Here is a 21,952-nt window from a genome sequence, read left to right as displayed (position 1 = left end):
ATGGCCAATCCGGCCTTCAGCGCGCATGGCGATCACATTCGCCTGACGGTGCGCCTGACGCCAAACGGCGGCCGCGACGCCATTGATGGCCTGGAAGCGGCTGCCGACGGAGAAGAACATCTGAAAGTGCGTGTCAGCGCAGTTCCGGAGAAAGGCAAGGCCAACCAGGCGCTGGTTGCCTTTCTCGCGAAGAAGCTCGGGCTTGCCAAGAGCAGGCTCTCCCTCATCTCAGGCGATACGCAGCGTAAAAAAATCCTCCGGATCGATGGCGATCCGGAGGACTTGATGAGGCGTCTTGCCGAGCTGATCGGCAGGTAAAGCTTACTTAGCGCCCTTGGCGCGCTCGACGGCTTCCTTGATCAGCTGACGGGCGACGGATGCGTCTTTCCAGCCGAAAATCTTCACCCACTTGCCGGGCTCCAGATCCTTGTAGTGCTCGAAGAAGTGCTCAATCTGCTTGAGCGTGATTTCCGGCAGGTCGGTGTATTCATGCACCTTGTCGTAGCGCTGGGTCAGATGACCCGACGGAACGGCGATGATCTTTTCATCCTGGCCGGAGTTGTCTTCCATCATCATCACGCCGATCGGGCGGACGTTGATGACGCAACCCGGAACCAGCGGACGGGTGTTGCAGATCAGAACGTCGATCGGGTCGCCGTCATCCGAGAGCGTGTGCGGGACGAAGCCGTAGTTGCCCGGATAGGTCATCGGCGTGTAGAGGAAGCGGTCGACAACCAGCGTGCCGGCTTCCTTGTCCATCTCGTACTTGATCGGATGGCCGCCGACGGGAACTTCAACGATGACGTTGACATCTTCTGGTGGATTCTTTCCGATGGAAATCGCGTCGATGCGCATAGACTACTCCAGGGTCAGTTGGGAAGTTTGCCCGTCGGATAAAGGGAAACATGCCGCGATGCAACATAACTTTCGTCCGTAGCGCAGATTCAAGCGGTCGTTTCGCGCCGTCGAAGCGACCTCCACAGGCCCCAGTTCTCGTTCGATGGAGTTCACGATGATCGGAAAGGTTGCAGGCCTGGCGCTGCTTTTGCTGTCTGCAGGGCCTGTCTTGGCCAATGAGAGCGTCTACACCGACATCGGCCGCGACAAGTGCAAGACGATAGCGGAAGAGGAAGGGATGTACGCTCTGATGACCTGTGCCGGTCATGCGGACTATCCTGTTCGGTTCAAGGAAGCCGACATTCGCCAGAGCGTCTCGTTCGGTCACCTGAACCAACGCTACAGCGACGACGCATTCGAGAGCTTCATTCCGTTCAACCACGCCGGCACGACCGTGGAGTGGCGGGTAGCAAAGGATGGCAAGGCCGTCGCGACAATCCTGCGCTGGTTCATCGAGAACACAGACGCGTCGGGCGCTTCCGTCCCGGAACTCCAGGGGCAGGTCCTTGTCGTCTCCAAGGTCGCGCAGAAGGATGACGGCAAGGGCTGCGTCGCCGGTTATGTCGATGCGCTAACCAATCCCGATCCGAACACGCTTGCCCGCAAGGTCGCCGACGAGGTGGCGCCGACCTTCCGCTGCGGCGTCGACAATCCTGCCTACCATGGCACGCGCGGTGACAAGGCAGCCGATCCCAACAATGAGCTTCCGGAATAGGCCTGCGATTTCAATGATGTTGCCGCAAAGGGGCAGCGATCAGTTCCAGGCGAAGCCGACCTTCTTCAGGTGCTTGTCGCCGAAATCTTCCATGCCTTCGGCGATATCGCTGCCGCCGGCACCCTGGAAAAACTGGTAGGCGTGCTCGCTGTCTTCGAGGCACCAGACGACGAGGCCACGGCAGCCGAGCGACCTCAGCAGGCTCTTGGCCTCGCCGAAGAGGACGCGCCCGAGACCAATGCCCTGGTACTCTGGCCGGAGATAGATCTCGTAGATCTCGCCCTCCTGCGGCAGGGCCTTGGCGCGGCTGAGGCCGAGCGTTGCATAGCCTGCAATGGTCCCGGCCACATCGACCACGAGCAGCGTCGCAGGACCGCGGGTCGCCTTGCGCCACCACGTCTCGTCACGACGATTGACCATCTGCACAAGGGGACGATGGGGGATGAGACCGCCATAGGCCTGCAGCCACGAAACGCGGTGCACATCGGCAATTGCCGACGCTTCCTGCGGCTCTCCGGGCCGAATCTCTATCGAAACAGTCTTCATGACTCGCGACTCTAAACGCACACAGGACGAACAGGAATCCCGCCCGGTTGCCGGCCAGCGTTAACCCACAGGCAACTTTAACGGCACCCTGTGGAAGGTTAACGCCTTTTTAACTTTATCCGCAAGTCGCCCATCCGTGGCACACACAGCAAAAAACCCCGGAGCGATCCGGGGTTTTTTTAGGCTTGGTAATTTCAGGATGCTCAGGCCGCGCCGGCGGTGCGGGCCTTTTCGAAGCGCTTGCGCTCGTTCGGGTCCAGGTGCAGCTTGCGCAGACGGATCGACTTCGGCGTGACTTCGACCAGCTCGTCGTCCTGGATCCAGGACAGCGCCCGCTCAAGCGTCATACGGATCGGCGGCGTCAGCTTGACGGCTTCGTCCTTGCCCGATGCGCGCATGTTGGTGAGCTTCTTGCCCTTCAACACGTTGACTTCGAGGTCGTTGTCGCGCGTGTGGATGCCGATGATCATACCGGCGTAAACCTTCTCGCCGGCGTCGATGATCATCGGGCCGCGGTCTTCCAGGTTGAACATGGCATAGGCGACGGATTCGCCGGCATCGTTGGAGAGCAGCACGCCGTTGACGCGGCCGCCGATCTCGCCCTTGTACGGCTGGTAGGCGTGGAACAGACGGTTCATGACCGCAGTGCCGCGCGTATCCGTCAACAGTTCCGACTGGTAGCCGATCAGGCCGCGGGTCGGAGCGAAGAACACCAGGCGGACGCGATTGCCGCCGGACGGACGCAGCTCGACCATTTCGGCCTTACGCTCGGACATCTTCTGAACGACGACGCCGGAATGCTCCTCGTCGACGTCGATGACCACTTCTTCGATCGGCTCGAGCAGCTGACCGTTGTCATCCTTGTGCATGACCACGCGCGGACGCGACACGGCAAGTTCGAAGCCTTCGCGGCGCATGGTTTCGATCAGAACGGCAAGCTGCAGTTCGCCGCGGCCGGACACGAAGAACGAATCCTTCTCGGAGGATTCCTCGATCTTGAGCGCGACGTTGCCTTCAGCTTCCTTGAACAGACGGTCGCGGATGACACGACTCGTGACCTTGTCGCCTTCGGTGCCGGCAAGCGGGCTGTCGTTGACGATGAACGACATGGTGACGGTCGGCGGGTCGATCGGCTGTGCCGTCAGTGCTTCGGTGACCGACGGGTCGCAGAAGGTGTCGGCGACGGTGCCCTTGGTCAGGCCGGCGATCGCAACGATGTCACCTGCCTGTGCTTCTTCGATCGGCTGACGCTCGATGCCGCGGAAGGCGAGGATCTTCGAGATACGGCCGGTTTCGAGCAGCTTGCCGTCCTGGCCGAGGACCTTGACCGCCTGGTTCGGCTTGACCGAGCCCGAGTGAACGCGACCGGTGATGATGCGGCCGAGGAAGGGGTTGGCTTCAAGGATCGTGCCGATCATGCGGAACGGGCCTTCGGCAACCGTCGGCTCCGGCACATGCTTGAGCACGAGGTCGAGAAGCGGGGCCATGCCCTGGTCCTTCGGACCTTCCGGCGCAACGTTCATCCAGCCATCGCGGCCCGAACCGTAGAGGATCGGGAAGTCGAGCTGCTCGTCGGAGGCATCGAGGTTGGCGAAGAGGTCGAAAACTTCGTTGATGACTTCCTCGTGGCGGCCATCGGGACGGTCGATCTTGTTGATCGCGACGATCGGCTTCAGGCCGACCTTCAGCGCCTTGCCGACAACGAACTTCGTCTGCGGCATCGGGCCTTCGGAAGCGTCGACGAGAACGATAGCACCGTCCACCATCGACAGGATGCGCTCGACTTCGCCGCCGAAGTCGGCGTGGCCGGGGGTGTCGACGATGTTGATGCGCGTTCCCTTCCATTCGACCGACGTCGCCTTGGCAAGAATGGTGATGCCGCGTTCTTTTTCGATGTCGTTGGAGTCCATGACGCGTTCGGCAACGCGCTGGTTTTCGCGGAACGAGCCCGACTGCTTCAGGAGCTCGTCAACAAGGGTCGTTTTCCCATGGTCAACGTGCGCGATAATCGCGATGTTACGAATGCTCATTTTTCGTCTCGGAGGTTCAGGGCAAGCCCCGATGGGCCACGCCGCTTTTTCAATGGTCGCGCTCATACAGGTTTTTTTGCGATTGCGAAAGGGGGCGCGCGCATGAGCGTCGCGGTCAAATGCCGGTAGGCCATGGGTTTGCACCCACCAGGGGTCTGGAAATCAGGGTTTGGAAAGCTGCCGGCTGTTACCAGATTCGTCATGCAATCGCAGCCGGATCGAGCGTCACGCGCCAGAGTTCCTGGTCCTGTCGGTCCATCAGACGCACGGTCATCTGCTGTGTCTGGCCGTTGATATCGACGATGCCGAAGAACTGCAGGCCGGCCGATGGCGGCAGGTTGCTGTCGATGCCGCCACCCGACGCCTTGATGAAACGAACCTCGGGCCCGAAGGTCATGTCGAGCGCCTTCGGCCCATAGGTACCGGAGTGAAGCGGCCCCGACACGAACTCCCAGAAAGGCGTGAAATCCTTGAAGGCGGCACGCGCGGGGTCGTAGCGGTGCGCGGCAGTATAATGCACGTCCGCCGTCAGCCAGACGAGATTGTCGATGGCATTGTCGCGGATGAAGCGTAGGAGATCGGCAAACTCCAGCTCACGACCGGCAGGCGCGCCATTGTCGCCGTTGGCGATCGCATCCGAGCCGCGCCTGTTGGCGTAATCGTCCCAGACGACGAGACCGATCGGCATGTCGCAGGCGATCACCTTCCAGACCGCGCGCGAGGCTGCAAGTTCGCGCTTCAGCCAATCCGCCTGCCGCCAGCCGAACAGCGCGCCGCCACCGTCCTCGCTTTGGTTGGCGCCGCGATAGGAGCGCAGATCGACGAAGAACACATCGAGCAGCGGGCCGTAGCCGACCTTGCGGAAGATGCGGCCGGGTTGTGTCGCCGGCGTGCGGATCGGCGTCATTTCATGGAAAGCCCGGGCGGCCCGCTCCGCGTAGACAGCAACGTCCTTTTCCGGGTATCGCGCGTCGTCGCGAAGATCGGTCGAGGCCGACCAGTTGTTCAGGACCTCATGATCGTCCCACTGGTAGAAGGTGGGGCAGACGGCATTCAGCTGCCGGACATGATCGTCGAGCAGATTGTATTTCCATTGCCCGCGATATTCTTCCAGTGTGCGCGCCACGTCGCGCTTCTCGTGGGTCACCACCCGGTTCTTCCAGACGCCCCCGTCGCGCAATGCGATTTCATCCGGGATCGGGTTGTCGGCATAGATTGTATCGCCGGAATGAATGAAGAAGTCCGGCTCGTGCAGCCGCATCGTCGAATAGGTCTTCATGCCGACATCGTCGATGCCCCAGCCCTGGCCGGCGGTGTCGCCGGACCAGACGAAACGGACCGAGCGCTTGCGCAAGGGGGCCGTGGGAAACCGGCCGACCACCGGCTCGGAGACGCGGTTGACATCGTAGAGATCGGTGGCGGTGAAGCGGTAGAAGATGTCCTGATCCGGCAGCAGCCCATCGAGCGAGCACTTGACCGCACAATCGGTTTGCGGCGTCGCCGTGAGATCGGCAAGACGAAAGGGATTGGAGAAGCTCTCCGTGGTCGAATACTCGACCGAAACCTTCGACGGCCGATCCACCCGCGTCCAGATCATCCCGGAAGAGGTATCGACATCGCCCGATTGTACGCCGTGAATGAATTCTGGCCGGCCGTAGCCGCGCGCATAGAAGGGGGTCGCAAGGCCCGATGAGGCCACGAAGCCCGCGGCACCGGCGGAAAAGAGGAAAGAACGCCTTGAAAGGGTCTTGAGAATATCGGCCAAACAGACCTCCGATTCGGCAGCGCGACCGCGCGAGCCGGACCTTTGGTCACCCCGATGTCAGCGACGTAACAGGGGCATGAAACTATTTGAACGGTTTGGCGACAGTTCGGTGAAGGTCGGCGCCGGCCGCGGCGACAATGGCACGATGGCAATCGCCACCAATGCTGCTATCAAGGTGACCGTCGTTGACCTCGGTGAACCTAGGCAACGACCCCGCCCCGGCCGCCGATGGCGGCCCCTATTCGACAGGTGATCATCGTGCCCCACGCCGCCAACGTCTCCGTCCGCGACCGCCTGGAACAGATCCTGAGCCGGCTCAACGATCGCCGGCACGAGGAAAAGGCTTTCGTCCGCCTCTATGAAGAGAGCGCGCACCGCGAGGCCGACGCAGCCGACCGTCGCCGGCAGGCGGGGGACAGCCTTGGGCCGCTCGACGGCAAGATCGTTTCGATCAAGGATCTGCTGGATGTCGCCGGCGAACCGACGCTTGCCGGCTCCATCATTCGCCGCGGCGCGCCGCCGGCCCAAGAAGACGCGCTCGTTGTCCAGCGGCTGCGTGCTGCCGGCGCCGTGATCATCGGCAAGACGCATATGACAGAGTTCGCCTTCACGGCGGTCGGCCTCAATCCGCACTACCCCGTGCCCGGCAACGCCGCCGACGAAAGCCTGATCCCCGGTGGCTCGTCCTCTGGCGCCGGTGTCTCGGCGGCCGAAGGCACCTGCGACATCGCCATCGGCTCCGACACCGGCGGCTCCATCCGCATCCCTGCGGCGCTGAACGGCATCGTCGGCTTTAAGCCGACGGCGAACCGCATCCCGCTCGATGGCGCCTTTCCGCTCTCGCCGGTTCTGGATTCGCTCGGACCGCTCGCCCGGACCGTTGCCGACTGCGTTGCAGCTGACGCCGTGATGGCCGGCGAGCAACCAAAACCGCCCGTCGGCCGTTCGATCGCAGGCCTACGGATCGGCATCCCCCGCGGCAGGTTGTTTGAAGACCTCTCCCCCGAAGTCGCCGATGCCTTCGCGGCAAGCCTCGACCGGTTGGAGAAAGCGGGGGCTGAGATCTTCGACTGTACCATCGACGACTTGATCGAAAAACTCGGCGAAGCGACACGCATCGGCTCGATTGCGGGCCTGGAGGCAAGCCGCGTCCACGCGGACTGGCTGGGCGACGAGACCGCCCCCGTCGACGACAGGGTCAAGGTCTCGCTTCGCCGCCGGATCTTGGTGGCCGACGCAGCGATCTCGGCCCTACTGCAAACCCGGCATGCGCTCACCCTCGCCATGGACGAGCGGCTTTCGCCCTATGACCTCATCGCACTGCCGACGACGCCGATTGCCGCCGTGTCGATTGCCAGCGTCGACAACGACGCCAAAGAATACGACCGCGTGGAAAGTCTGCTGCTGCGCAACTGCCAGGTCGCCAACCAGTTCGATCTGACCGCCATTACCCTGCCAATGCCGGGCCTCGTGCGTCCGGCTGGACTGATGCTGGTGGGGAGAAACGGAACCGATGCGACCGTCCTATCCGTCGCTCTTTCGGCCGAAGCGTTGCTGCAGGAAAACTGAGCAGCAGCCGGTGGTCATGCCACCGCCCGTCGGCCTGTAAGCAGGCCGGGGCGGCAGTCGTTACGGACAAGGGTGCCGGAGCGACGATCGGGCCGTCCAATCAGGATCCGCAAAGCCCTGTCCTCTGCCGCCGCGCGCCCGCCTACGGGCGCATAGCGTCAACGCTTCAGGGCGCGAAGGATCAGCCAGACGGGCACACCGATGACCAGCAAAATCACTGCCCAATGCCAGATCGAAATTGTCATCATGCGCCTCGCCCCTTGTGCTGGCGACGCGCATCCCGAACTCTCTCGGAAAGGTCGATGTCGCCGGTTAGAACCGGGCGAAGACAGGATGTTTCCTCGCCGATTCGCCACCGATGGTGGATCAGCCCGGAGGGGTAGCCCGCCGGGGAGACGCGCCCTGCTTCAATGCATCGTTTCGCCGGAGATCTCGTCGCTCAGGATGCGGAAGGCATCTTCAAGGGCAGCGACCAGCACGTCGGTCAGTTCGTCGCCGTCATTGTTCGCGAGATAGCAGGCAACCATCGAATCGGATGGATCGCGGTAATGCTCGATATCGTTTGACATATCATTGTCCTTTATTCGCCGTGTCACATCCCGGCCATTGAGGTGACGATAGGCGAAGGGACTTGCGTAAAGCTGGATGCATGATGTCCGGCAAAGGGCATTCTGCACGCAACGTCGCGTTACTCTCCCTGCGTTCCCTAACGACGTCGGCCGACAAAGGATAGAGGATAGCGACCTATTTCGCTCGCGCCGGGCGGCCGAGCACGCTAGAGCATGTCGCGAATGAACGGCGCGGGAATGAGCATGTCGAAGAAAACCAAGAGCGACGAAACCGCGGACGTGCAGCGCCTGAAGCTCGATTTCCCTGATATCCACGCGGATCTCATCGCCGGGCGCATCCCGTCGCTGCGCAAGGCGCTTATCGTGGCAGGGCTCAAGGACGAGCGCACGCGCCTCGACAAGCTCAAGAATTCCTGGACCAAGGCAAGCCCGGCCGAGCGTGAAACGTTCCTCAATTGGCTGAGCAGCAACGGCGCCGCTGACGGGCTTGCTCCGCGCGCTCAAATCGATCCACCGCTTGCAGCGCCCCCGGCGATTGCCAGCGGTCGCTACCTGCTTCCCGAAACGATCGCCGAAATCCGCACGATCATGAACCGCCGCCGGATGCGGGCGAACGACATCATGGCCGAGATGGGATTTGCCGGCGACGACCTGTCCCTCACCCGCGCCCTGTCGAAGGGCGCGAGCCTGCGGCTCTCGGTGATTGCCGCGCTGGAAACCTGGCTGCGCAACAACGCGGCGGAATAAAACCCACCAGTCAATCGTCCGCTGTCGACGCCCCATTTCTCCGCCGCTGCAACCCGCATTGCCGGCGCCGCGACCGTTGCGCGCGTTCAGCAGAAGAGAATTGCAACTTAAACCTGAGCAGATCCTTGAAAGCACGAAAGCGGTGCTTTATGTAATTGAGCATGGCTCAGAGCAACCACACGTCGATCTTGTGCTACGATCTCGCGCCAGACGAGGAGGCCAGACACGCGCTGGAGGAAACCTTCGTTGCCTACGCCAACATGCTGGCAATGCTCGAAGAACTCGCCGGTGAAAAGGCGGGCGCCAATCTCGTAACGCTGCACGAGCTTGCCTACGAAACAGTCCGGGAGCGAACCGGGCTTCCGGCGCGGATGGTCACGCTGGGGTTGCGCGACTTCGCGGCGAACCGGGGACAGCCGGCCAGCACCGAAAGGCTGCCGCTGGACGACAAGCTTTTTGCAATCAAGGGGCCGTCGGATCTGACCGTCGCCACCGTGCGCGGTCGCGTCGCGATCCCATACGATGTCGCCGGCTATTCGTCCGGCACCTTGAATATCTTCGCCGCCCAGCTCGTTGCACAAAACGGCGGCTATCAGATCCACATCGGCGTCACCACGCATTCCGACCGAACGGAGAAGAAAATGATGACGAATGAAGGCATCCTATCTCGCATGGGCCGCTTGATTGCCGGTCTCGCAAATGCCGCCGTCGACAAGGCGGAAGGCAGCAACAAGATCGTAATCGTCGAACAGGCGCTCCGCGAAATCGACGCGGCCGCGGAAGAGGCCCGGGTCGATATCGGCCAGGCCCGCGCCGAGGAGTATCGCATCCTCAGCCGCCGCGATGAAATCGGCGCCGATCTCGAGAAACTGGACGAAAAAATCCGGACTGCGATCTCCGCTGCCCGGGAAGACCTCGCCAAAGCCGGCGTCGCGCGCCAGATCGATCTGGAATCGCAACTCGCCGCCCTGGACAAGGCGCTCGCCGGCGCCCGCACCGATCTCGAAGAGGGCCAGCAGGCCCTGCAGGCGGTGCTTGCCACCCGCCGCGAGGCCGAAGCGCGGCTTGCAGACCTCAAGCGCAGCATCGCCCAGTTCCCCGAGAGCAAAGCTTCGGGTCTGGCAAAGGCGAGCCCCGTGGACGGTGCTGCCCGCGCCGCCGCCGCCGTCTCCCGCGCCACCGGCGTTCCGGGCGGAGATCATGGCGGCAGCGCCGAACTGGACGAACTGGACCGCCTGCATCGAGACAGGGCAATCGAGGCAAGGCTGGCCGCGCTCAAGGCAAAGCAGCACTAACGCCCATGCTGTCTTTCCTCGCCCCGGAATCTCTGCCATTCGCGATTGCGGCGGTGATGCTGGCCGCCTTTACCGGCATCGAGATCCTCTGCCTGCTGCTCGGCTTTTCGCTGGGCGAGGCGATCGACAAGGCCTGGCTGGACGACCACAACGCGCTGGGCGGGCTGATGTCCTGGTTCAATGTCGGCGGCGTGCCGCTGCTTGTCCTCTTGATGCTCTTCCTCGGCCTCTTCGCCATGACCGGGTTTGTCATCCAGGCGGTGGCCGGGGCCCTGTGGGCGCCGCTGCCGGCGCTTGTCGCGGCCCTGCCGGCGCTCGCTCTCTCGCTACCCGCGGTTCGCGTGTCGAGCCGTTGGGTGGCAAGGATCGTCCCACGTGACGAAAGCTATGTGGTCGATCTCGGCGATTTCGTCGGCCGCAGCGGCGAAGTCACCGTCGGTCCGCTGGACCAGGGCCTGCCGGGACGCATCCGCCTCAAGGACCGCCACGGCAACTGGCATGTGCTGCGCGCACGCGCCGCCCGCAACGAGCAACCGATCGCCATCGGCGCACAGGTGCTCGTCGTGGATCGCGTGTCCAACATTTTCATTGCGATATCCGCGCCGTCAGACCTGCTGACGCCGCCCAATCCTTAATACTCCCACTCCTTAAGTCTCACGGAGCAACCATGTTATACGAACTCTTGGTGCCGGCCGGTATCGGCATCGTCCTGATCCTCGGCATCGGCTTTGTTCTTGCATCGCTCTATACCCGCTCGAGCCGCGACGAAGCCTATGTGCGCACCGGCCTCGGCGGCCAGAAGGTGGTCCTCGACGGAGGCTCCATCGTGCTGCCGATCTTCCACTCGATCGCGCGCGTCAACCTGAAGACGCTTCGCCTCGAAGTCCGCCGCGGCGAAGGCGACGCGCTGATCACCAAGGACCGCATGCGCGTCGATATCGGCGCGGAATTCTATGTGCGCGTGAAGCCCGACGCTTCCTCGATCGCGCTTGCGGCACAGACGCTCGGTGACCGCACCAACGATGCCGAACAGCTGCGCGTGCTGATCGAGGCCAAGTTCGTCGACGGTCTGCGCTCGGTCGCCGCCACCATGAGCCTCGACGCGCTGCAGGAACAGCGCATGGATTTCGTCAAGGCGGTGCAGGAAGCGGTCGGCGCCGACCTGCAGTCGAACGGTCTCGAACTCGAATCCGTTTCGCTGACCCGTCTCGACCAGACGGATATCAAGCACTTCAACGCCAACAACTTCTTCGACGCGCATGGTCTTGCGGCGCTGACCCGCATTACCGAGGGCCGCAAGAAGGAGCGCAACGAGATCGTGCGCGATACCGAAGTCGCGATCGCCCAGAAGGATCTGGAAGCCCGCCAGCAATCGCTGACGATCGAGCGCACCAAGCGCGAGGCGGAGCTGAACCAGGAACGCGACATCGCCAACAAGTCGGCCGCCACCCGCGCCGAAACCGCGCAGCAGGAACAGGCGGCCAAGCGCGCCGAGGAAGAAGCTCGCATCGCCGCCGAGCAGGCGATCGCCGAACGCGAGGCGCTTGCCAAGCAGGCGCGTGAAAGCGCCAACATCGACGCCACCCGCGCCGTGCAGCAGCGCGACACGGAAGCCCGCCGCGACCTGCAGATCGTTTCGCAGGAAAGCGCCATCGCGGTTGCCAACAAGAGCCGGGAAGAGTCCGAGGCGAAGGCCCAGGCTGAAACCGCCCGCGCGCTCGCCATTGCCGCGGAAGAAAAGGTGGAAACCGCAAAGGCCGTGGAAATCGCCGAACGCGAACGCCAGATCGCCGTCATCGACGCCCGCAAGAACGCCGAAACCGAAGCGACCGCCGTGACCGTCGGCGCCGAAGCCGAAAAGCAGGCGGCCCTCGACCAGGCCGATGCGATCAAGACGCTCGCCACCGCCGAGGCCGACGCCGCGATCATCAAGGCGAAGGGCGTGCTCGAAACCGGCAAGGCCGCAGCCGAGAGCGAGGCGCTGCTCAACGAGGCCCGCAACAAGCTGAGCTCCGCCATCATCGAGTTCGAGATCCTGCGCGAACGCATCCGCATCATTCCCGAAGCACTCGCCGAAGCGGTCAAGCCGATCGAGAAGATCTCAGACATCCGCATCTTCGACACCGGCGGCATGCTCGGCCGCAACGGCGGCGGCGACGGTGCTGCAAACGGCATCGGCCTTGGCGACGGGTTGGCGGGCCAGCTCCTGTCCTACCAGGCCAACAAGCCGATCGTCGACCAACTGCTGAAGGAAGCAGGCTTCAACGGCGAAAACGCGATCTCGTCGCTTCTCGGCAACCTGCAGGCGGCACCGCCGCCGGCGGAGAAATCGCCGAAGAAGTAACGCGAAACCGACGGGATCCCTGGCCTCGCGGCCGGGGGTCAGACTATGAGTGCGGGCACCAGGTCAGGCCGGCCCGCGCGTGACCGCAAGCATCCTGCGGCGCTGTCGTCGCGACCCTTAAACCGGCCCTGCGGCCGACGGTCCGCCTTCTTCCCTCCTGCCTCGGCTGCCAGGTCACGGGCCGCTCAACATGCTGGCGCACTAGCGCGCGTGTTCAATGAGCCACGTTCTGCCGTTTCCGCAAGTTGCCGAGAACTGGCCATTTACATCCACAAGTGCTAATATTTTTGGGCCGAAGGTTCCAGAGGAACCCGCCTCGCGGCCGACAATCAGATAAACGCGAATTGCTTGCAGCCAATTGCCGCGCCGTCGGACGACCGCTCCATGAGCGCCGTCGATGCCCGACGACATCAACGTGGAGGAAAAGCCAATGGCCAGCAATCTTGTTTCGTATATCGCGCAGATGCTTACCCCTGACATGATCGCACGCATCGCCTCGGCGCTCGGGCTCGACAGCAGCAAGGTGCAGGGCGCCGTCAGCGCCGCCATTCCCGCGGTGCTGGCGGGACTGACGGGTGTCGCGGCGCAACCGGGCGGGGCGCAGAAGATCGCCGATACCGCCAGTCAACAGGGCGGATCGCTCGACAGTCTCATCGGGATGCTTCAGGGAGGCGATCAGGCGACGCTTAGCCAGAACGGGTCACAGATCATTTCGTCAATCTTCGGGGCGAAGGACGGCAGTGCGCTTGCGAACGCCATCGGCGGGATCTCCGGCATGGACCCGCGGGCGAGCGGTTCGTTGCTGGCGACGCTTGCTCCCCTCGTGCTGGGTGGCCTTGCCCGGCAGAGCGGCGGCGATCTCAGCGCCAATGGCATCGCCGGACTGCTCGCGAGCCAGAAGGACAACATCGCGGCCGCCCTGCCCTCCGGCGCAAGAGAACTGCTTGGCGGAACAGGCTTGCTCGGCGGGCTCGGCGCTTCGGCACAGTCTGCCGCGGCCTCGGCGAGCCAGGTCGCCCGCAGCGCCGCGACAGCGGCTTCGTCCGTCGGTGGAGCCGGTCAGCGCGCAGCCGAGGCGGCGACGCCGTCCGGGTCGCGCAACTGGCTCTACTGGGTGATTGCCGTGCTCGCGCTTGCAGCCGTGCTCTTCTATCTGTTCGGCAGACCGAGCGGAGAGGTCGCGCCACAGGCTGGCACGGCGGGGCAGAGCTTGACGGTCGCCGGGGTCGACATCGGCCGGCAGGTCCAGGACAGCCTGGCGAGCCTGCAGACAACGCTGACCGGTGTCACGGACGCCGCCTCGGCCACGGCCGCCCTGCCGAAACTGGAGGAGATTTCAGCCGGGCTCGACAAAGTCACGGGCGCCACCGGGCAACTGTCTGCCGAACAGAAGGCAGCCCTTTCCGCGCTCGTCGGGCCGATGATGCCAACGCTCAACGGGCTTTTCGACAAGGTGTTGGCGATACCCGGCGCTTCCGACATCGTGAAACCCGCAATCGATGCATTGAAGACCAAGCTCGCCTCACTGGCGACCTGAAGATCCAGCCCAAGCATGAGCTGCCGGCCCTGCATTCCGCACGGACCGTTGGCGATTGTCATCGACGAAACCGGATAGGAAGGAAGACGGCCATGGCCGACAAATCGACATTCACCCCGGAAGAATGGACGCTGCTCCTGGAGAGCGTGATGATGGCCGGCATTGCGGTGACGGCCGCGGAGCCGAGCGGCCTCTGGGGGATGATGAAGGAAGGCATCGCCAACAGCAGCGCACTTCTGCAGGCAAAAGCCGATGCAGCAGCAAGCCCGCTCGTCAAGGCGCTGGTCGCCGACTTCGAAACCTCGGAGGGCCGGACCGCCGCTCGCGATGGGCTGCAGACGAAACTCAAGGGCGCCAAGCCGGAGGACATGAAGGCCAGATGCATTGAAACGCTGAATCAGGCCCGGACACTCGTCGAGACCAAGGCGCAGGGTGATGTCGCAGCCTTCAGCACATGGCTATACCAGATCAGCCAGAAGGTGGCGGAAGCCGCCAAGGAAGGCGGCTTCCTGGGCTTCGGCGGCGTCGCTGTCAGCGATGCGGAGAAGGCCACCTTGTCGGAAATTTCCGCGGCGCTGAAAGTCGCCTAGCGCAGCTGCGTTTCGCCGCGGAAGCACGAACGTGCCGTCAGCCCGGCCGCCGACGCCCTTGCCCGGTTCGCAAGGGCATCGATGGCTATAGTTCGGCAAACCGCAATCGCTGGCGACAACGCCGCGACATCGTTGTCAGATGGGTCACCCTTTGACGCGGCGCACGACCCGCGATCGCCATATCAGGGCGGGCTATCGGAAGCGCCGGATGACCGCTGGCAAGGAGAACGATCGATCGCCCCGCCTCCGACATAACAAGGACGTCCCCGCCCCATCCTGAAACAGATATCGAGCCTGCTGGCGATTTTGTTTCCTGGACGCCGAAGTCGAGTTGATAGAGACGCGCGTTTAAACAACGAACCCCGGAAGCTTCCGTGAACCGGCCTGAAGTCGGGCTGCTTCGCATATCAAATGGTGGTGAGATAGATTATGGCGGAGAGGGTGGGATTCGAACCCACGGTACGGTTGCCCGTACGCCGCATTTCGAGTGCGGTGCTTTCGACCACTCAGCCACCTCTCCGCTTTGCTGGTCGGCGCTTGTTCGGCGCGGTCGGGTTCATAGCGGCAGATTCGGGTGCTGGCAAGGGCCTTGTTTGAAGAATATGTAACGGCCCTGTTGCTTTCGCCTTGACACACCTGTGCAAATCCTTGTAATCCGCGCAATGAAGTGGTGTGGCCTAGCTCACCGCATCGGGTGTGATTTGCGCCCATTCACCGGTGGATATCCGAAAAGGAGATCCACTCAACTGTCGACTGAGAAAAAGACGGCCTTGTCTTCGGGCAGAGAGCCGGATCGAACATGAAAGGATAAAAAATGTTCGCAGTCATCAAGACCGGCGGTAAGCAGTACCGCGTGGCCGCCAACGACGTCCTCACCATCGAAAAGCTGGAAGGCGTTGCAGGCGACAAGATCGAATTCACCGAGATCCTGATGGTCGGCGTTGGCGCCGATGCAACCATCGGTGCTCCGTTTGTCGAAGGCGCCGTTGTCAGCGCTGAAGTTGTTGAGCAGGGTCGCGCCAAGAAGGTCATCGCCTTCAAGAAGCGTCGCCGCCAGAACTCCAAGCGCTCGCGCGGTCACCGCCAGCACCAGACGACCGTCCGCATCCTGGACATCGCTGCTGCCGGTGGCAAGGCAAAGAAGGCTTCGAAGAAGTCTGAAGCTGCCGCCGAAGCCGCTGCAAACTGAGTTCCTGGATCTAAGGTTTAAAGGAGAACACCAATGGCACACAAAAAAGCTGGCGGTTCGTCGCGTAACGGTCGCGATTCTGAGTCCAAGCGCCTTGGCGTGAAGAAGTTCGGCGGCGAGCAGGTCATCGCCGGCAACATTATTCTGCGCCAGCGCGGCACCAAGTGGCATCCGGGCGCCAATGTCGGCCTCGGTAAGGACCACACGATTTTTGCACTTACGGCCGGCAACGTGAACTTCCGTACGAAGGCCAATGGCCGCGTGTACGTGTCTGTAATGCCGAAAGCCGAAGCAGCGGAATAAGCCGGTAGCGCTCTAAAACAGCCGGCGTCTCATCGACCCGGCTGACGCACCTGATGGTTCCAAGCCAGACTTCAAAGGGGAGATGGGGCAATACCCAACTCCCCTTTTTCGTTTCTGGAGGAAACCATGCAAACCGAGTTGTTGAGGGAAGACCAATCCCGGTCTCCCGAGCAGAGGCTGAGGCCCCAACGGTCAAGGACCGATTGCCCGATATTGTTATCACCCCGGCTCGTTCTGCGCGCGCCCCATGAAGACGATATCGACGCCCTTGCCCATCTTGCCAACAATGCCAATGTCGCGACCATGGTTTCGCGCATGCCGCACCCGTATACGACGGCTGATGCCGCCGACTTCGTGCGACGCGCGAAAGCCGGCACGATTGGCAAGTGCGTCTACGCGATTACCAAAGCGGACAATGGCGCATTTCTCGGTTGCTGCGGTATCGAACCGCATCCCGACGGCAAGACGGCGGAGCTGGGCTATTGGCTGGGCGAACCCTATTGGAACCAGGGCTACGCCACCGAGGCCGCCCAAGTCCTGACCGACATGGCCTTCCGCACCCGCGACATTGACCAGATCGATGCGCGCTGCCGGGTCATGAACCTTGCGTCGCGCCGGGTCATTCAGAAGTGCGGCTTCCAGTTTCAGGGAAGCGGCATGGTCGGCAGCCTGGCACTCGGCGGCTCGATCGCCGTCGAATGGTACCGGCTCGACCGCAAGACCTGGGTTTCCTTGAGAAGCTGGGGAGGCATGCGATGAACGCGCTCGTTTCCGAACGCCAACGGGTCATCACCCGCCCTGGTCCCGGCCCCTGCCCGGTCATCGAGACCAAGCGCCTGGTCCTGCGCCCGCACCGGCGCAATGACGCCGAGGCGATCGCCCAGTCGCTCGGCGATTTCCAGGTGGCGCGCATGCTTGCGCGCGTGCCGGCACCCTACGATCAGCAGGACGCGTTCGACTGGCTGACGGCGCGGACCTCGGGGCTGACGCCCGACTGGACGTTCGCCGTCACCACAGGCGACGATGTGCATATCGGCTGCGTCGGCATCGAGCTCCGCCACGGCCAGTGGCATGTCGGCTACTGGCTGAACCGCTTCTACTGGGGCAAGGGCTTTGCTTCCGAGGCGACCTATGCGGCGATCGGGCGCTTCTTCCGCCGGATGCCGGAAACGACGCTGCATTCGGGCGTCTTTGCCGACAACCCGGGCTCGCTGAAGGTGCAGGAAAAGATCGGGTTCCGGATCACCGGCTGCACCCAGGTCTATGCGCTCGCCCGCAACGCCATGGTCGCGCATATCGAAACGCGGCTGACCGCCGCCGATCTGCACCGACCGCACTAAGAAAATCTCCCCGCAAAGCACGTCTTTGCGGGTTTTTTTTCAGGAGAGCGTGAAGCCGACGGGCAGGTGGTCGGAGCCCTTGGCGTCGTAATCGGTCCAGGCATCAGTCAGGCGTGACGCGAGGCCGGCGCTGAGGAAGCAATAGTCGAGATGCATGCGTCTTTCGAGGTTTTCGGGATGAATCCAGCTATAGCTTTCCGGTGTGAGACGACCGAGATGGGCAAGCGCATCCACCGGATTCTCGATCCGCAGCGAACGGCCGTAGTAGGCATCGCGCGAGCCGACCATGGCGTTATATTCGGGCGTTTCCGGTTCCATATTGAAATCGCCCATGACGACGAAATCCTCGGGATGCGGCGGCTCGGCAAGACCGAAGTCCGCCGCACCGGTGATCGCGCCGCCTTCGAGCGGATAGCCGAGCAGCCGATCCTTCAGGTAGCGGATCTGGGCTATGCGTTCGGCGGGGAGCACGTGATCGAGATGCACGGAATAGACCCGGAGCGGACCGCCGGGGGTTACGATCAGCGCTTCGGTCGCGCCGCGCTGCAGGTTCATCGGGCTGATCGTGCGGGTACGCGGCAGGGGGATGAGCCGCGTCGAAAGGATCGGCCAGCGCGACAGGATCATGTTGCCGAACTGGAAACGTCGGCTAACGGCGCGGCCATCTTCGATCGCCGAGCCCACATCGATGTCGCAGGGTGCGTGAAAGGCAGTGAAATGGCCGGGAAACAGTTTGCCGAAGCGGGCGACCAGATCGACATGATCGTTGCGATGGAAGCCGCGCGTCACTTCCTGCAGCGCGATGATGTCGGCGTTGCCGATCGAGGCCGCGATCCTTTCGAGGTCGAAGCGGCCATCGAGACCGACGCCGTATTGGATGTTGTAGCTGACGAACCGCACGATATTCTTTGACCTCCGAATAAACCGCCTATATCGATGGCGGCAAAATACAGCGCCGCGCGTCCTTCAGGACTCGCAAAGGTCGCTGTAACACTTTCTAAGACCGCCCACCTTCACCGAACAGATGGCAGACCAATGAAATTTCTCGACGAAACGAAAGTCTATATCCGCTCAGGCGACGGCGGCGCAGGCGCCGTATCGTTCCGGCGCGAGAAGTTCATCGAGTTCGGTGGCCCGGACGGCGGAGACGGTGGTCGCGGCGGCGACGTCTGGGTGGAAGCGGTCAACGGCCTCAACACCCTGATCGACTTTCGCTACCAGCAGCATTTCAAGGCGAAGACCGGCCAGCACGGCATGGGCCGAAACCGTACCGGCGCCGGCGGCGGCGACGTGACACTGAAGGTGCCGGTCGGCACCCAGATCTTCGAGGAAGACAACGAGACGCTGATCGTCGACATGGTGGCCGAGGGCCAGCGCTACCGGCTTGCCGCCGGCGGCAACGGCGGCTTCGGCAACACGCATTTCAAGTCTTCCACCAATCAGGCGCCGAACTGGGCTAACCCCGGCCTCGAAGGCGAAGAAAAAACACTGTGGCTGCGGCTGAAGCTGATCGCCGATGCCGGTCTCGTCGGCCTGCCGAATGCCGGGAAATCGACGTTCCTTGCCGCCTGCACCCGCGCGCGGCCGAAGATTGCCAACTACCCCTTCACGACGCTGCATCCCAATCTCGGCGTCGCCACGATCGACGGCAACGAGTTCATCATCGCCGACATTCCCGGCCTGATCGAAGGTGCCCATGAAGGCGTCGGCATCGGCGACCGCTTCCTCGGCCATGTCGAGCGCACCCGCGTGCTGCTCCATCTCGTCTCGGCACAGGAAGAAGATGTCGCCAAGGCCTACAAGACGGTGAAATACGAGCTCGAAGCCTATGGCGGTGGGCTCGAGGACAAGCCTCAGATCGTGGCACTGTCGCAGATCGACGTGCTCGACGAGGACGAGTTGAAGGTGAAGGCCAAGGCACTGGCCAAGGCCTGCGGCGAACAACCCCTGCTGCTCTCCGCCGCCGTCGGCAAGGGCATGACCGAGGCGCTGCGGGCGCTGCGCAGCGTTATCGTCGCCGCCAAGGCAGGCGAAGCGAACGCCGGTGAGGAGAACGTCTGAGATGACCAAGACCCGCAAGCCGCTTTTGAAGTATCGCCGGGTCGTCATCAAGATTGGGTCGGCATTGCTGGTCGACCGTGCCACCGGCCTGAAGAAGGCCTGGCTCGACGCCATGTGCGCCGATATCGCCGGCCTTAAGGCCAAGGGTGTCGAAGTGCTGGTCGTCTCGTCGGGCGCGATCGCGCTCGGCCGTACCGTACTCAGCGTGCCCGCAGGCGCGCTGAGGCTGGAGGAGAGCCAGGCCGCGGCCGCCGTCGGCCAGATCGCGCTGGCGCGGGCCTGGTCTGAAAGCCTCTCCACCGATGCCATCGTTGCCGGCCAGGTGCTGCTGACCCTCGGCGATACCGAGGAGCGCCGCCGCTACCTCAACGCCCGCGCTACCATCAACCAGTTGCTGAAGCTCGGCGCCGTGCCGATCATCAACGAGAACGACACGGTGGCGACCACGGAAATCCGCTATGGCGACAACGATCGCCTGGCTGCCCGCGTCGCCACCATGGTCGGCGCCGATCTCCTGGTGCTGCTCTCCGATATCGACGGGCTCTATACCGCCCCGCCGCATCTCGACCCGAACGCACGCTTCCTCGAAACGATCGCCGAGATAACGCCCGAGATCGAGGCCATGGCCGGCGGTGCGGCGTCCGAGCTGTCGCGCGGCGGCATGCGCACCAAGATCGATGCCGGCAAGATCGCAACGACGGCCGGCTGCGCCATGATCATCGCTTCGGGCAAGCCCGACCATCCGCTGGCGGCAATCGAAGAGGGCGCGCGTTCCTCCTGGTTCGCCCCGTCAGGCTCGCCGGTCACGGCGCGCAAGACCTGGATCGCAGGCCAATTGCTGCCGGCTGGAACGCTTGCCGTCGATGCCGGCGCCGAAGAGGCGCTGCGCTCCGGCAAGAGCCTGCTGCCCGCCGGTGTGCGCGACGTCACCGGCAGCTTCAGCCGCGGTGATACCATCGCCATTATCGGCACGTCCGGCCGCGAAATCGCCCGTGGTCTCGCCGGCTACGACGCCGACGAGGCGCGCCAGATCGCCGGCAAGAAATCGGCCGAGATCGCCGCGATCCTCGGTTATGCCGGCCGCGCCGCCATGGTGCACCGTGACGATATGGTGATGACCGGAAAACGTGCTGAGGTAGAGGGCAGCCGGAAGGATGAGGTCCATGCTTGACGAGGTGAAGAACAAGGACGATGTCGAAAGCATCATGCTGGAGATTGGCCGCAGGGCCAAGGCCGCCAGCCGACCGCTCGCCATTGCCAGCGCCGAACGCAAGCACGCCGCCCTGATTGCCATGGCCAACGCAATCGTCGCGCGCAGCCAAGAGATCCTGTCCGCCAACGCGATCGACCTCGAAAACGCCCGCGAGACCGGCGTCGCCAGCGCCTTCATCGACCGCCTGACACTGACCGAAGGCCGCATCCGCGACATGGCGAACGGCATCCGCGCGATTGCGGAGTTCAAGGATCCGGTCGGTGCGATCATTGCCGAATGGGACCGGCCGAACGGCCTGCATATCGAGCGCGTGCGCACGCCGCTCGGCGTCATCGGCGTCATCTATGAGAGCCGTCCCAACGTGACTGCCGACGCCGGCGCGCTCTGCCTCAAGGCCGGCAATGCCGTGATCCTGCGCGGCGGCTCCGACAGCTTCCACTCCTCGGGCGCAATCCACGCCTGCCTGGTCGAAGGGCTGAAGGCGGCCGGCCTGCCCGAACATGCCATTCAGATGGTGCCGGTCGCCGATCGCGCTGCCGTCGGCGCCATGTTGTCGGGTCTTCTCGGCGCCATCGACGTCATCGTGCCGCGCGGCGGCAAGAGCCTGGTCGCCCGCGTCCAGAACGAGGCACGTGTGCCGGTCTTCGCTCACCTCGAAGGTCTCTGCCACATCTATGTCGACGCCTCGGCTGATCTTGCCATGGCGGAAAGGATCGTCGTCAACGCCAAGATGCGCCGCACCGGCATCTGCGGTGCTGCCGAAACGCTGTTGATCGACCGCAACGACGCCGACCGCCTCGCCAAGCCGCTGCTCAAGGCCCTGCTCACGGCTGGTTGCGAAGTGCGCGTGTCCGACGAACTCGCAGGCTCCGTCGATGGACTGAAAGCCGCCACCGACGAGGACTGGGCGACGGAATATCTCGACGCCATCATCTCGGTGAAGCTGGTCGACGGTATTTCCGGCGCGATAGAACACATCGCCACCTGGTCGTCGGCGCATACAGAAGCGGTCATCGCCGAGAATCCGGTCGTGGTCGAGCGCTTCTTTGCGGAAATCGATTCTGCGATCCTGCTGCACAATGCCTCGACGCAGTTTGCAGACGGCGGCGAATTCGGCATGGGCGGCGAGATCGGTATCGCGACGGGGAAGATGCATGCGCGCGGACCGGTCGGCGTCGAACAGCTGACATCCTTCAAATATCGGGTGCGCGGTGCTGGACAGGTCAGGCCCTGAGGTGACGG

Annotated in this window: 22 protein-coding genes and 1 tRNA gene; 16 read left to right on the top strand and 7 right to left on the bottom strand. The window is 63.3% G+C overall.

Going from position 1 to position 21,952, the window contains the following annotated elements:
* Complete coding sequence (locus AB4Z53_RS08930; protein WP_291152675.1) at nucleotides 1-318, top strand: DUF167 domain-containing protein; 318 nt, start codon at nucleotides 1-3, stop codon at nucleotides 316-318.
* Nucleotides 319-321: 3 nt separating this feature from the next.
* On the opposite strand, the gene ppa is transcribed toward AB4Z53_RS08930, so the two are convergent.
* Nucleotides 322-855, bottom strand: coding sequence for an inorganic diphosphatase (gene ppa / locus AB4Z53_RS08925; RefSeq protein WP_113535287.1), 534 nt, complete (start codon nucleotides 853-855; stop codon nucleotides 322-324).
* Nucleotides 856-1,012: 157 nt separating this feature from the next.
* Here ppa and AB4Z53_RS08920 point away from each other — a divergent pair, with 157 nt between their 5' ends.
* Nucleotides 1,013-1,612: a hypothetical protein gene (locus AB4Z53_RS08920; RefSeq protein WP_291152671.1), complete on the top strand. Its 600-nt coding sequence runs from the start codon at nucleotides 1,013-1,015 to the stop codon at nucleotides 1,610-1,612.
* A 39-nt stretch (nucleotides 1,613-1,651) separates the two neighbouring features.
* Here the strand turns inward: AB4Z53_RS08920 and AB4Z53_RS08915 are convergent, their stop codons facing one another.
* From AB4Z53_RS08915 to AB4Z53_RS08905, 3 genes are all read right to left on the bottom strand, one after another.
* Nucleotides 1,652-2,158 carry a GNAT family N-acetyltransferase gene (locus AB4Z53_RS08915; protein ID WP_113535288.1) on the bottom strand — a complete coding sequence of 169 codons (507 nt, stop codon included), beginning with the start codon at nucleotides 2,156-2,158 and terminating at the stop codon, nucleotides 1,652-1,654.
* Nucleotides 2,159-2,361: 203 nt separating this feature from the next.
* Nucleotides 2,362-4,188, bottom strand: coding sequence for a translational GTPase TypA (typA, locus tag AB4Z53_RS08910; protein ID WP_113535289.1), 1,827 nt, complete (start codon nucleotides 4,186-4,188; stop codon nucleotides 2,362-2,364).
* A 199-nt stretch (nucleotides 4,189-4,387) separates the two neighbouring features.
* Nucleotides 4,388-5,953: an alkaline phosphatase D family protein gene (locus AB4Z53_RS08905; protein ID WP_441595578.1), complete on the bottom strand. Its 1,566-nt coding sequence runs from the start codon at nucleotides 5,951-5,953 to the stop codon at nucleotides 4,388-4,390.
* Between the two features lie 258 nt (nucleotides 5,954-6,211).
* Here AB4Z53_RS08905 and AB4Z53_RS08900 point away from each other — a divergent pair, with 258 nt between their 5' ends.
* The gene (locus tag AB4Z53_RS08900) at nucleotides 6,212-7,522 is read left to right on the top strand and encodes an amidase (protein WP_441595577.1); all 1,311 of its coding nucleotides are present in this window, start codon (nucleotides 6,212-6,214) and stop codon (nucleotides 7,520-7,522) included.
* Nucleotides 7,523-7,929: 407 nt separating this feature from the next.
* Here the strand turns inward: AB4Z53_RS08900 and AB4Z53_RS08895 are convergent, their stop codons facing one another.
* Complete coding sequence (locus AB4Z53_RS08895; RefSeq protein WP_291152660.1) at nucleotides 7,930-8,091, bottom strand: hypothetical protein; 162 nt, start codon at nucleotides 8,089-8,091, stop codon at nucleotides 7,930-7,932.
* 243 nt (nucleotides 8,092-8,334) lie between these two features.
* Here AB4Z53_RS08895 and AB4Z53_RS08890 point away from each other — a divergent pair, with 243 nt between their 5' ends.
* The 6 genes from AB4Z53_RS08890 to AB4Z53_RS08865 all read left to right on the top strand — a co-directional run bounded on the left by AB4Z53_RS08890 (nucleotide 8,335) and on the right by AB4Z53_RS08865 (nucleotide 14,604).
* On the top strand, nucleotides 8,335-8,838 hold the full coding sequence (locus AB4Z53_RS08890) for a hypothetical protein (protein ID WP_113535428.1): 504 nt from the start codon (nucleotides 8,335-8,337) through the stop codon (nucleotides 8,836-8,838).
* A 161-nt stretch (nucleotides 8,839-8,999) separates the two neighbouring features.
* A complete protein-coding gene (locus tag AB4Z53_RS08885) occupies nucleotides 9,000-10,133 on the top strand; it encodes a PspA/IM30 family protein (RefSeq protein ID WP_113535292.1) in 1,134 nt (377 codons plus the stop codon).
* Nucleotides 10,134-10,138: 5 nt separating this feature from the next.
* The gene (locus tag AB4Z53_RS08880) at nucleotides 10,139-10,768 is read left to right on the top strand and encodes an OB-fold-containig protein (protein ID WP_113535293.1); all 630 of its coding nucleotides are present in this window, start codon (nucleotides 10,139-10,141) and stop codon (nucleotides 10,766-10,768) included.
* A 32-nt stretch (nucleotides 10,769-10,800) separates the two neighbouring features.
* Entirely contained in the window at nucleotides 10,801-12,477 is a 1,677-nt protein-coding gene (locus AB4Z53_RS08875) for a flotillin family protein (RefSeq protein WP_113535294.1), read from the top strand.
* A gap of 430 nt (nucleotides 12,478-12,907) precedes the next feature.
* The gene (locus tag AB4Z53_RS08870; protein WP_291152650.1) at nucleotides 12,908-14,014 is read left to right on the top strand and encodes a DUF937 domain-containing protein; all 1,107 of its coding nucleotides are present in this window, start codon (nucleotides 12,908-12,910) and stop codon (nucleotides 14,012-14,014) included.
* 92 nt (nucleotides 14,015-14,106) lie between these two features.
* Nucleotides 14,107-14,604, top strand: coding sequence for a hypothetical protein (locus tag AB4Z53_RS08865; RefSeq protein WP_034802641.1), 498 nt, complete (start codon nucleotides 14,107-14,109; stop codon nucleotides 14,602-14,604).
* Nucleotides 14,605-15,034: 430 nt separating this feature from the next.
* Here AB4Z53_RS08865 and AB4Z53_RS08860 read toward each other — a convergent pair.
* Nucleotides 15,035-15,124: transfer RNA gene (locus AB4Z53_RS08860), tRNA-Ser, on the bottom strand.
* 294 nt (nucleotides 15,125-15,418) lie between these two features.
* Here AB4Z53_RS08860 and rplU point away from each other — a divergent pair.
* The 4 genes from rplU to AB4Z53_RS08840 all read left to right on the top strand — a co-directional run bounded on the left by rplU (nucleotide 15,419) and on the right by AB4Z53_RS08840 (nucleotide 17,436).
* Nucleotides 15,419-15,793: a 50S ribosomal protein L21 gene (gene rplU / locus AB4Z53_RS08855; RefSeq protein ID WP_034802644.1), complete on the top strand. Its 375-nt coding sequence runs from the start codon at nucleotides 15,419-15,421 to the stop codon at nucleotides 15,791-15,793.
* Between the two features lie 33 nt (nucleotides 15,794-15,826).
* Nucleotides 15,827-16,096, top strand: a complete 270-nt coding sequence (gene rpmA, locus AB4Z53_RS08850) for a 50S ribosomal protein L27 (RefSeq protein WP_043619976.1) — start codon at nucleotides 15,827-15,829, stop codon at nucleotides 16,094-16,096.
* Between the two features lie 126 nt (nucleotides 16,097-16,222).
* Entirely contained in the window at nucleotides 16,223-16,855 is a 633-nt protein-coding gene (locus AB4Z53_RS08845; RefSeq protein ID WP_034802649.1) for a GNAT family N-acetyltransferase, read from the top strand.
* Nucleotides 16,852-17,436 carry a GNAT family N-acetyltransferase gene (locus tag AB4Z53_RS08840; protein ID WP_441595576.1) on the top strand — a complete coding sequence of 195 codons (585 nt, stop codon included), beginning with the start codon at nucleotides 16,852-16,854 and terminating at the stop codon, nucleotides 17,434-17,436. The genes AB4Z53_RS08845 and AB4Z53_RS08840 overlap by 4 nt, the downstream gene beginning before the upstream one ends.
* Nucleotides 17,437-17,475: 39 nt before the next feature.
* Here the strand turns inward: AB4Z53_RS08840 and AB4Z53_RS08835 are convergent, their stop codons facing one another.
* The gene (locus AB4Z53_RS08835) at nucleotides 17,476-18,336 is read right to left on the bottom strand and encodes an endonuclease/exonuclease/phosphatase family protein (RefSeq protein WP_441595575.1); all 861 of its coding nucleotides are present in this window, start codon (nucleotides 18,334-18,336) and stop codon (nucleotides 17,476-17,478) included.
* 135 nt (nucleotides 18,337-18,471) lie between these two features.
* Between AB4Z53_RS08835 and obgE the strand changes: the two genes are divergently transcribed.
* From obgE to AB4Z53_RS08820, 3 genes are read left to right on the top strand one after another with little or no spacing between them, the layout of a single operon-like run.
* Nucleotides 18,472-19,497, top strand: coding sequence for a GTPase ObgE (gene obgE / locus AB4Z53_RS08830; RefSeq protein ID WP_113535299.1), 1,026 nt, complete (start codon nucleotides 18,472-18,474; stop codon nucleotides 19,495-19,497).
* A gap of 1 nt (nucleotide 19,498) precedes the next feature.
* Nucleotides 19,499-20,668, top strand: a complete 1,170-nt coding sequence (proB, locus tag AB4Z53_RS08825) for a glutamate 5-kinase (protein ID WP_441595574.1) — start codon at nucleotides 19,499-19,501, stop codon at nucleotides 20,666-20,668.
* The gene (locus AB4Z53_RS08820) at nucleotides 20,661-21,944 is read left to right on the top strand and encodes a glutamate-5-semialdehyde dehydrogenase (RefSeq protein ID WP_441595573.1); all 1,284 of its coding nucleotides are present in this window, start codon (nucleotides 20,661-20,663) and stop codon (nucleotides 21,942-21,944) included. Before proB ends, AB4Z53_RS08820 begins: the two co-directional genes overlap by 8 nt.
* Nucleotides 21,945-21,952: the final 8 nt, after the last annotated feature.

This window comes from Ensifer sp. 2TAB8 (assembly GCF_052115125.1).
Classification (GTDB): Bacteria; Pseudomonadota; Alphaproteobacteria; order Rhizobiales; family Rhizobiaceae; genus Ensifer.
The sequence above is the reverse complement of the archived record's forward strand: the minus strand, read 5'-3'. Positions and strand labels throughout refer to the sequence as shown.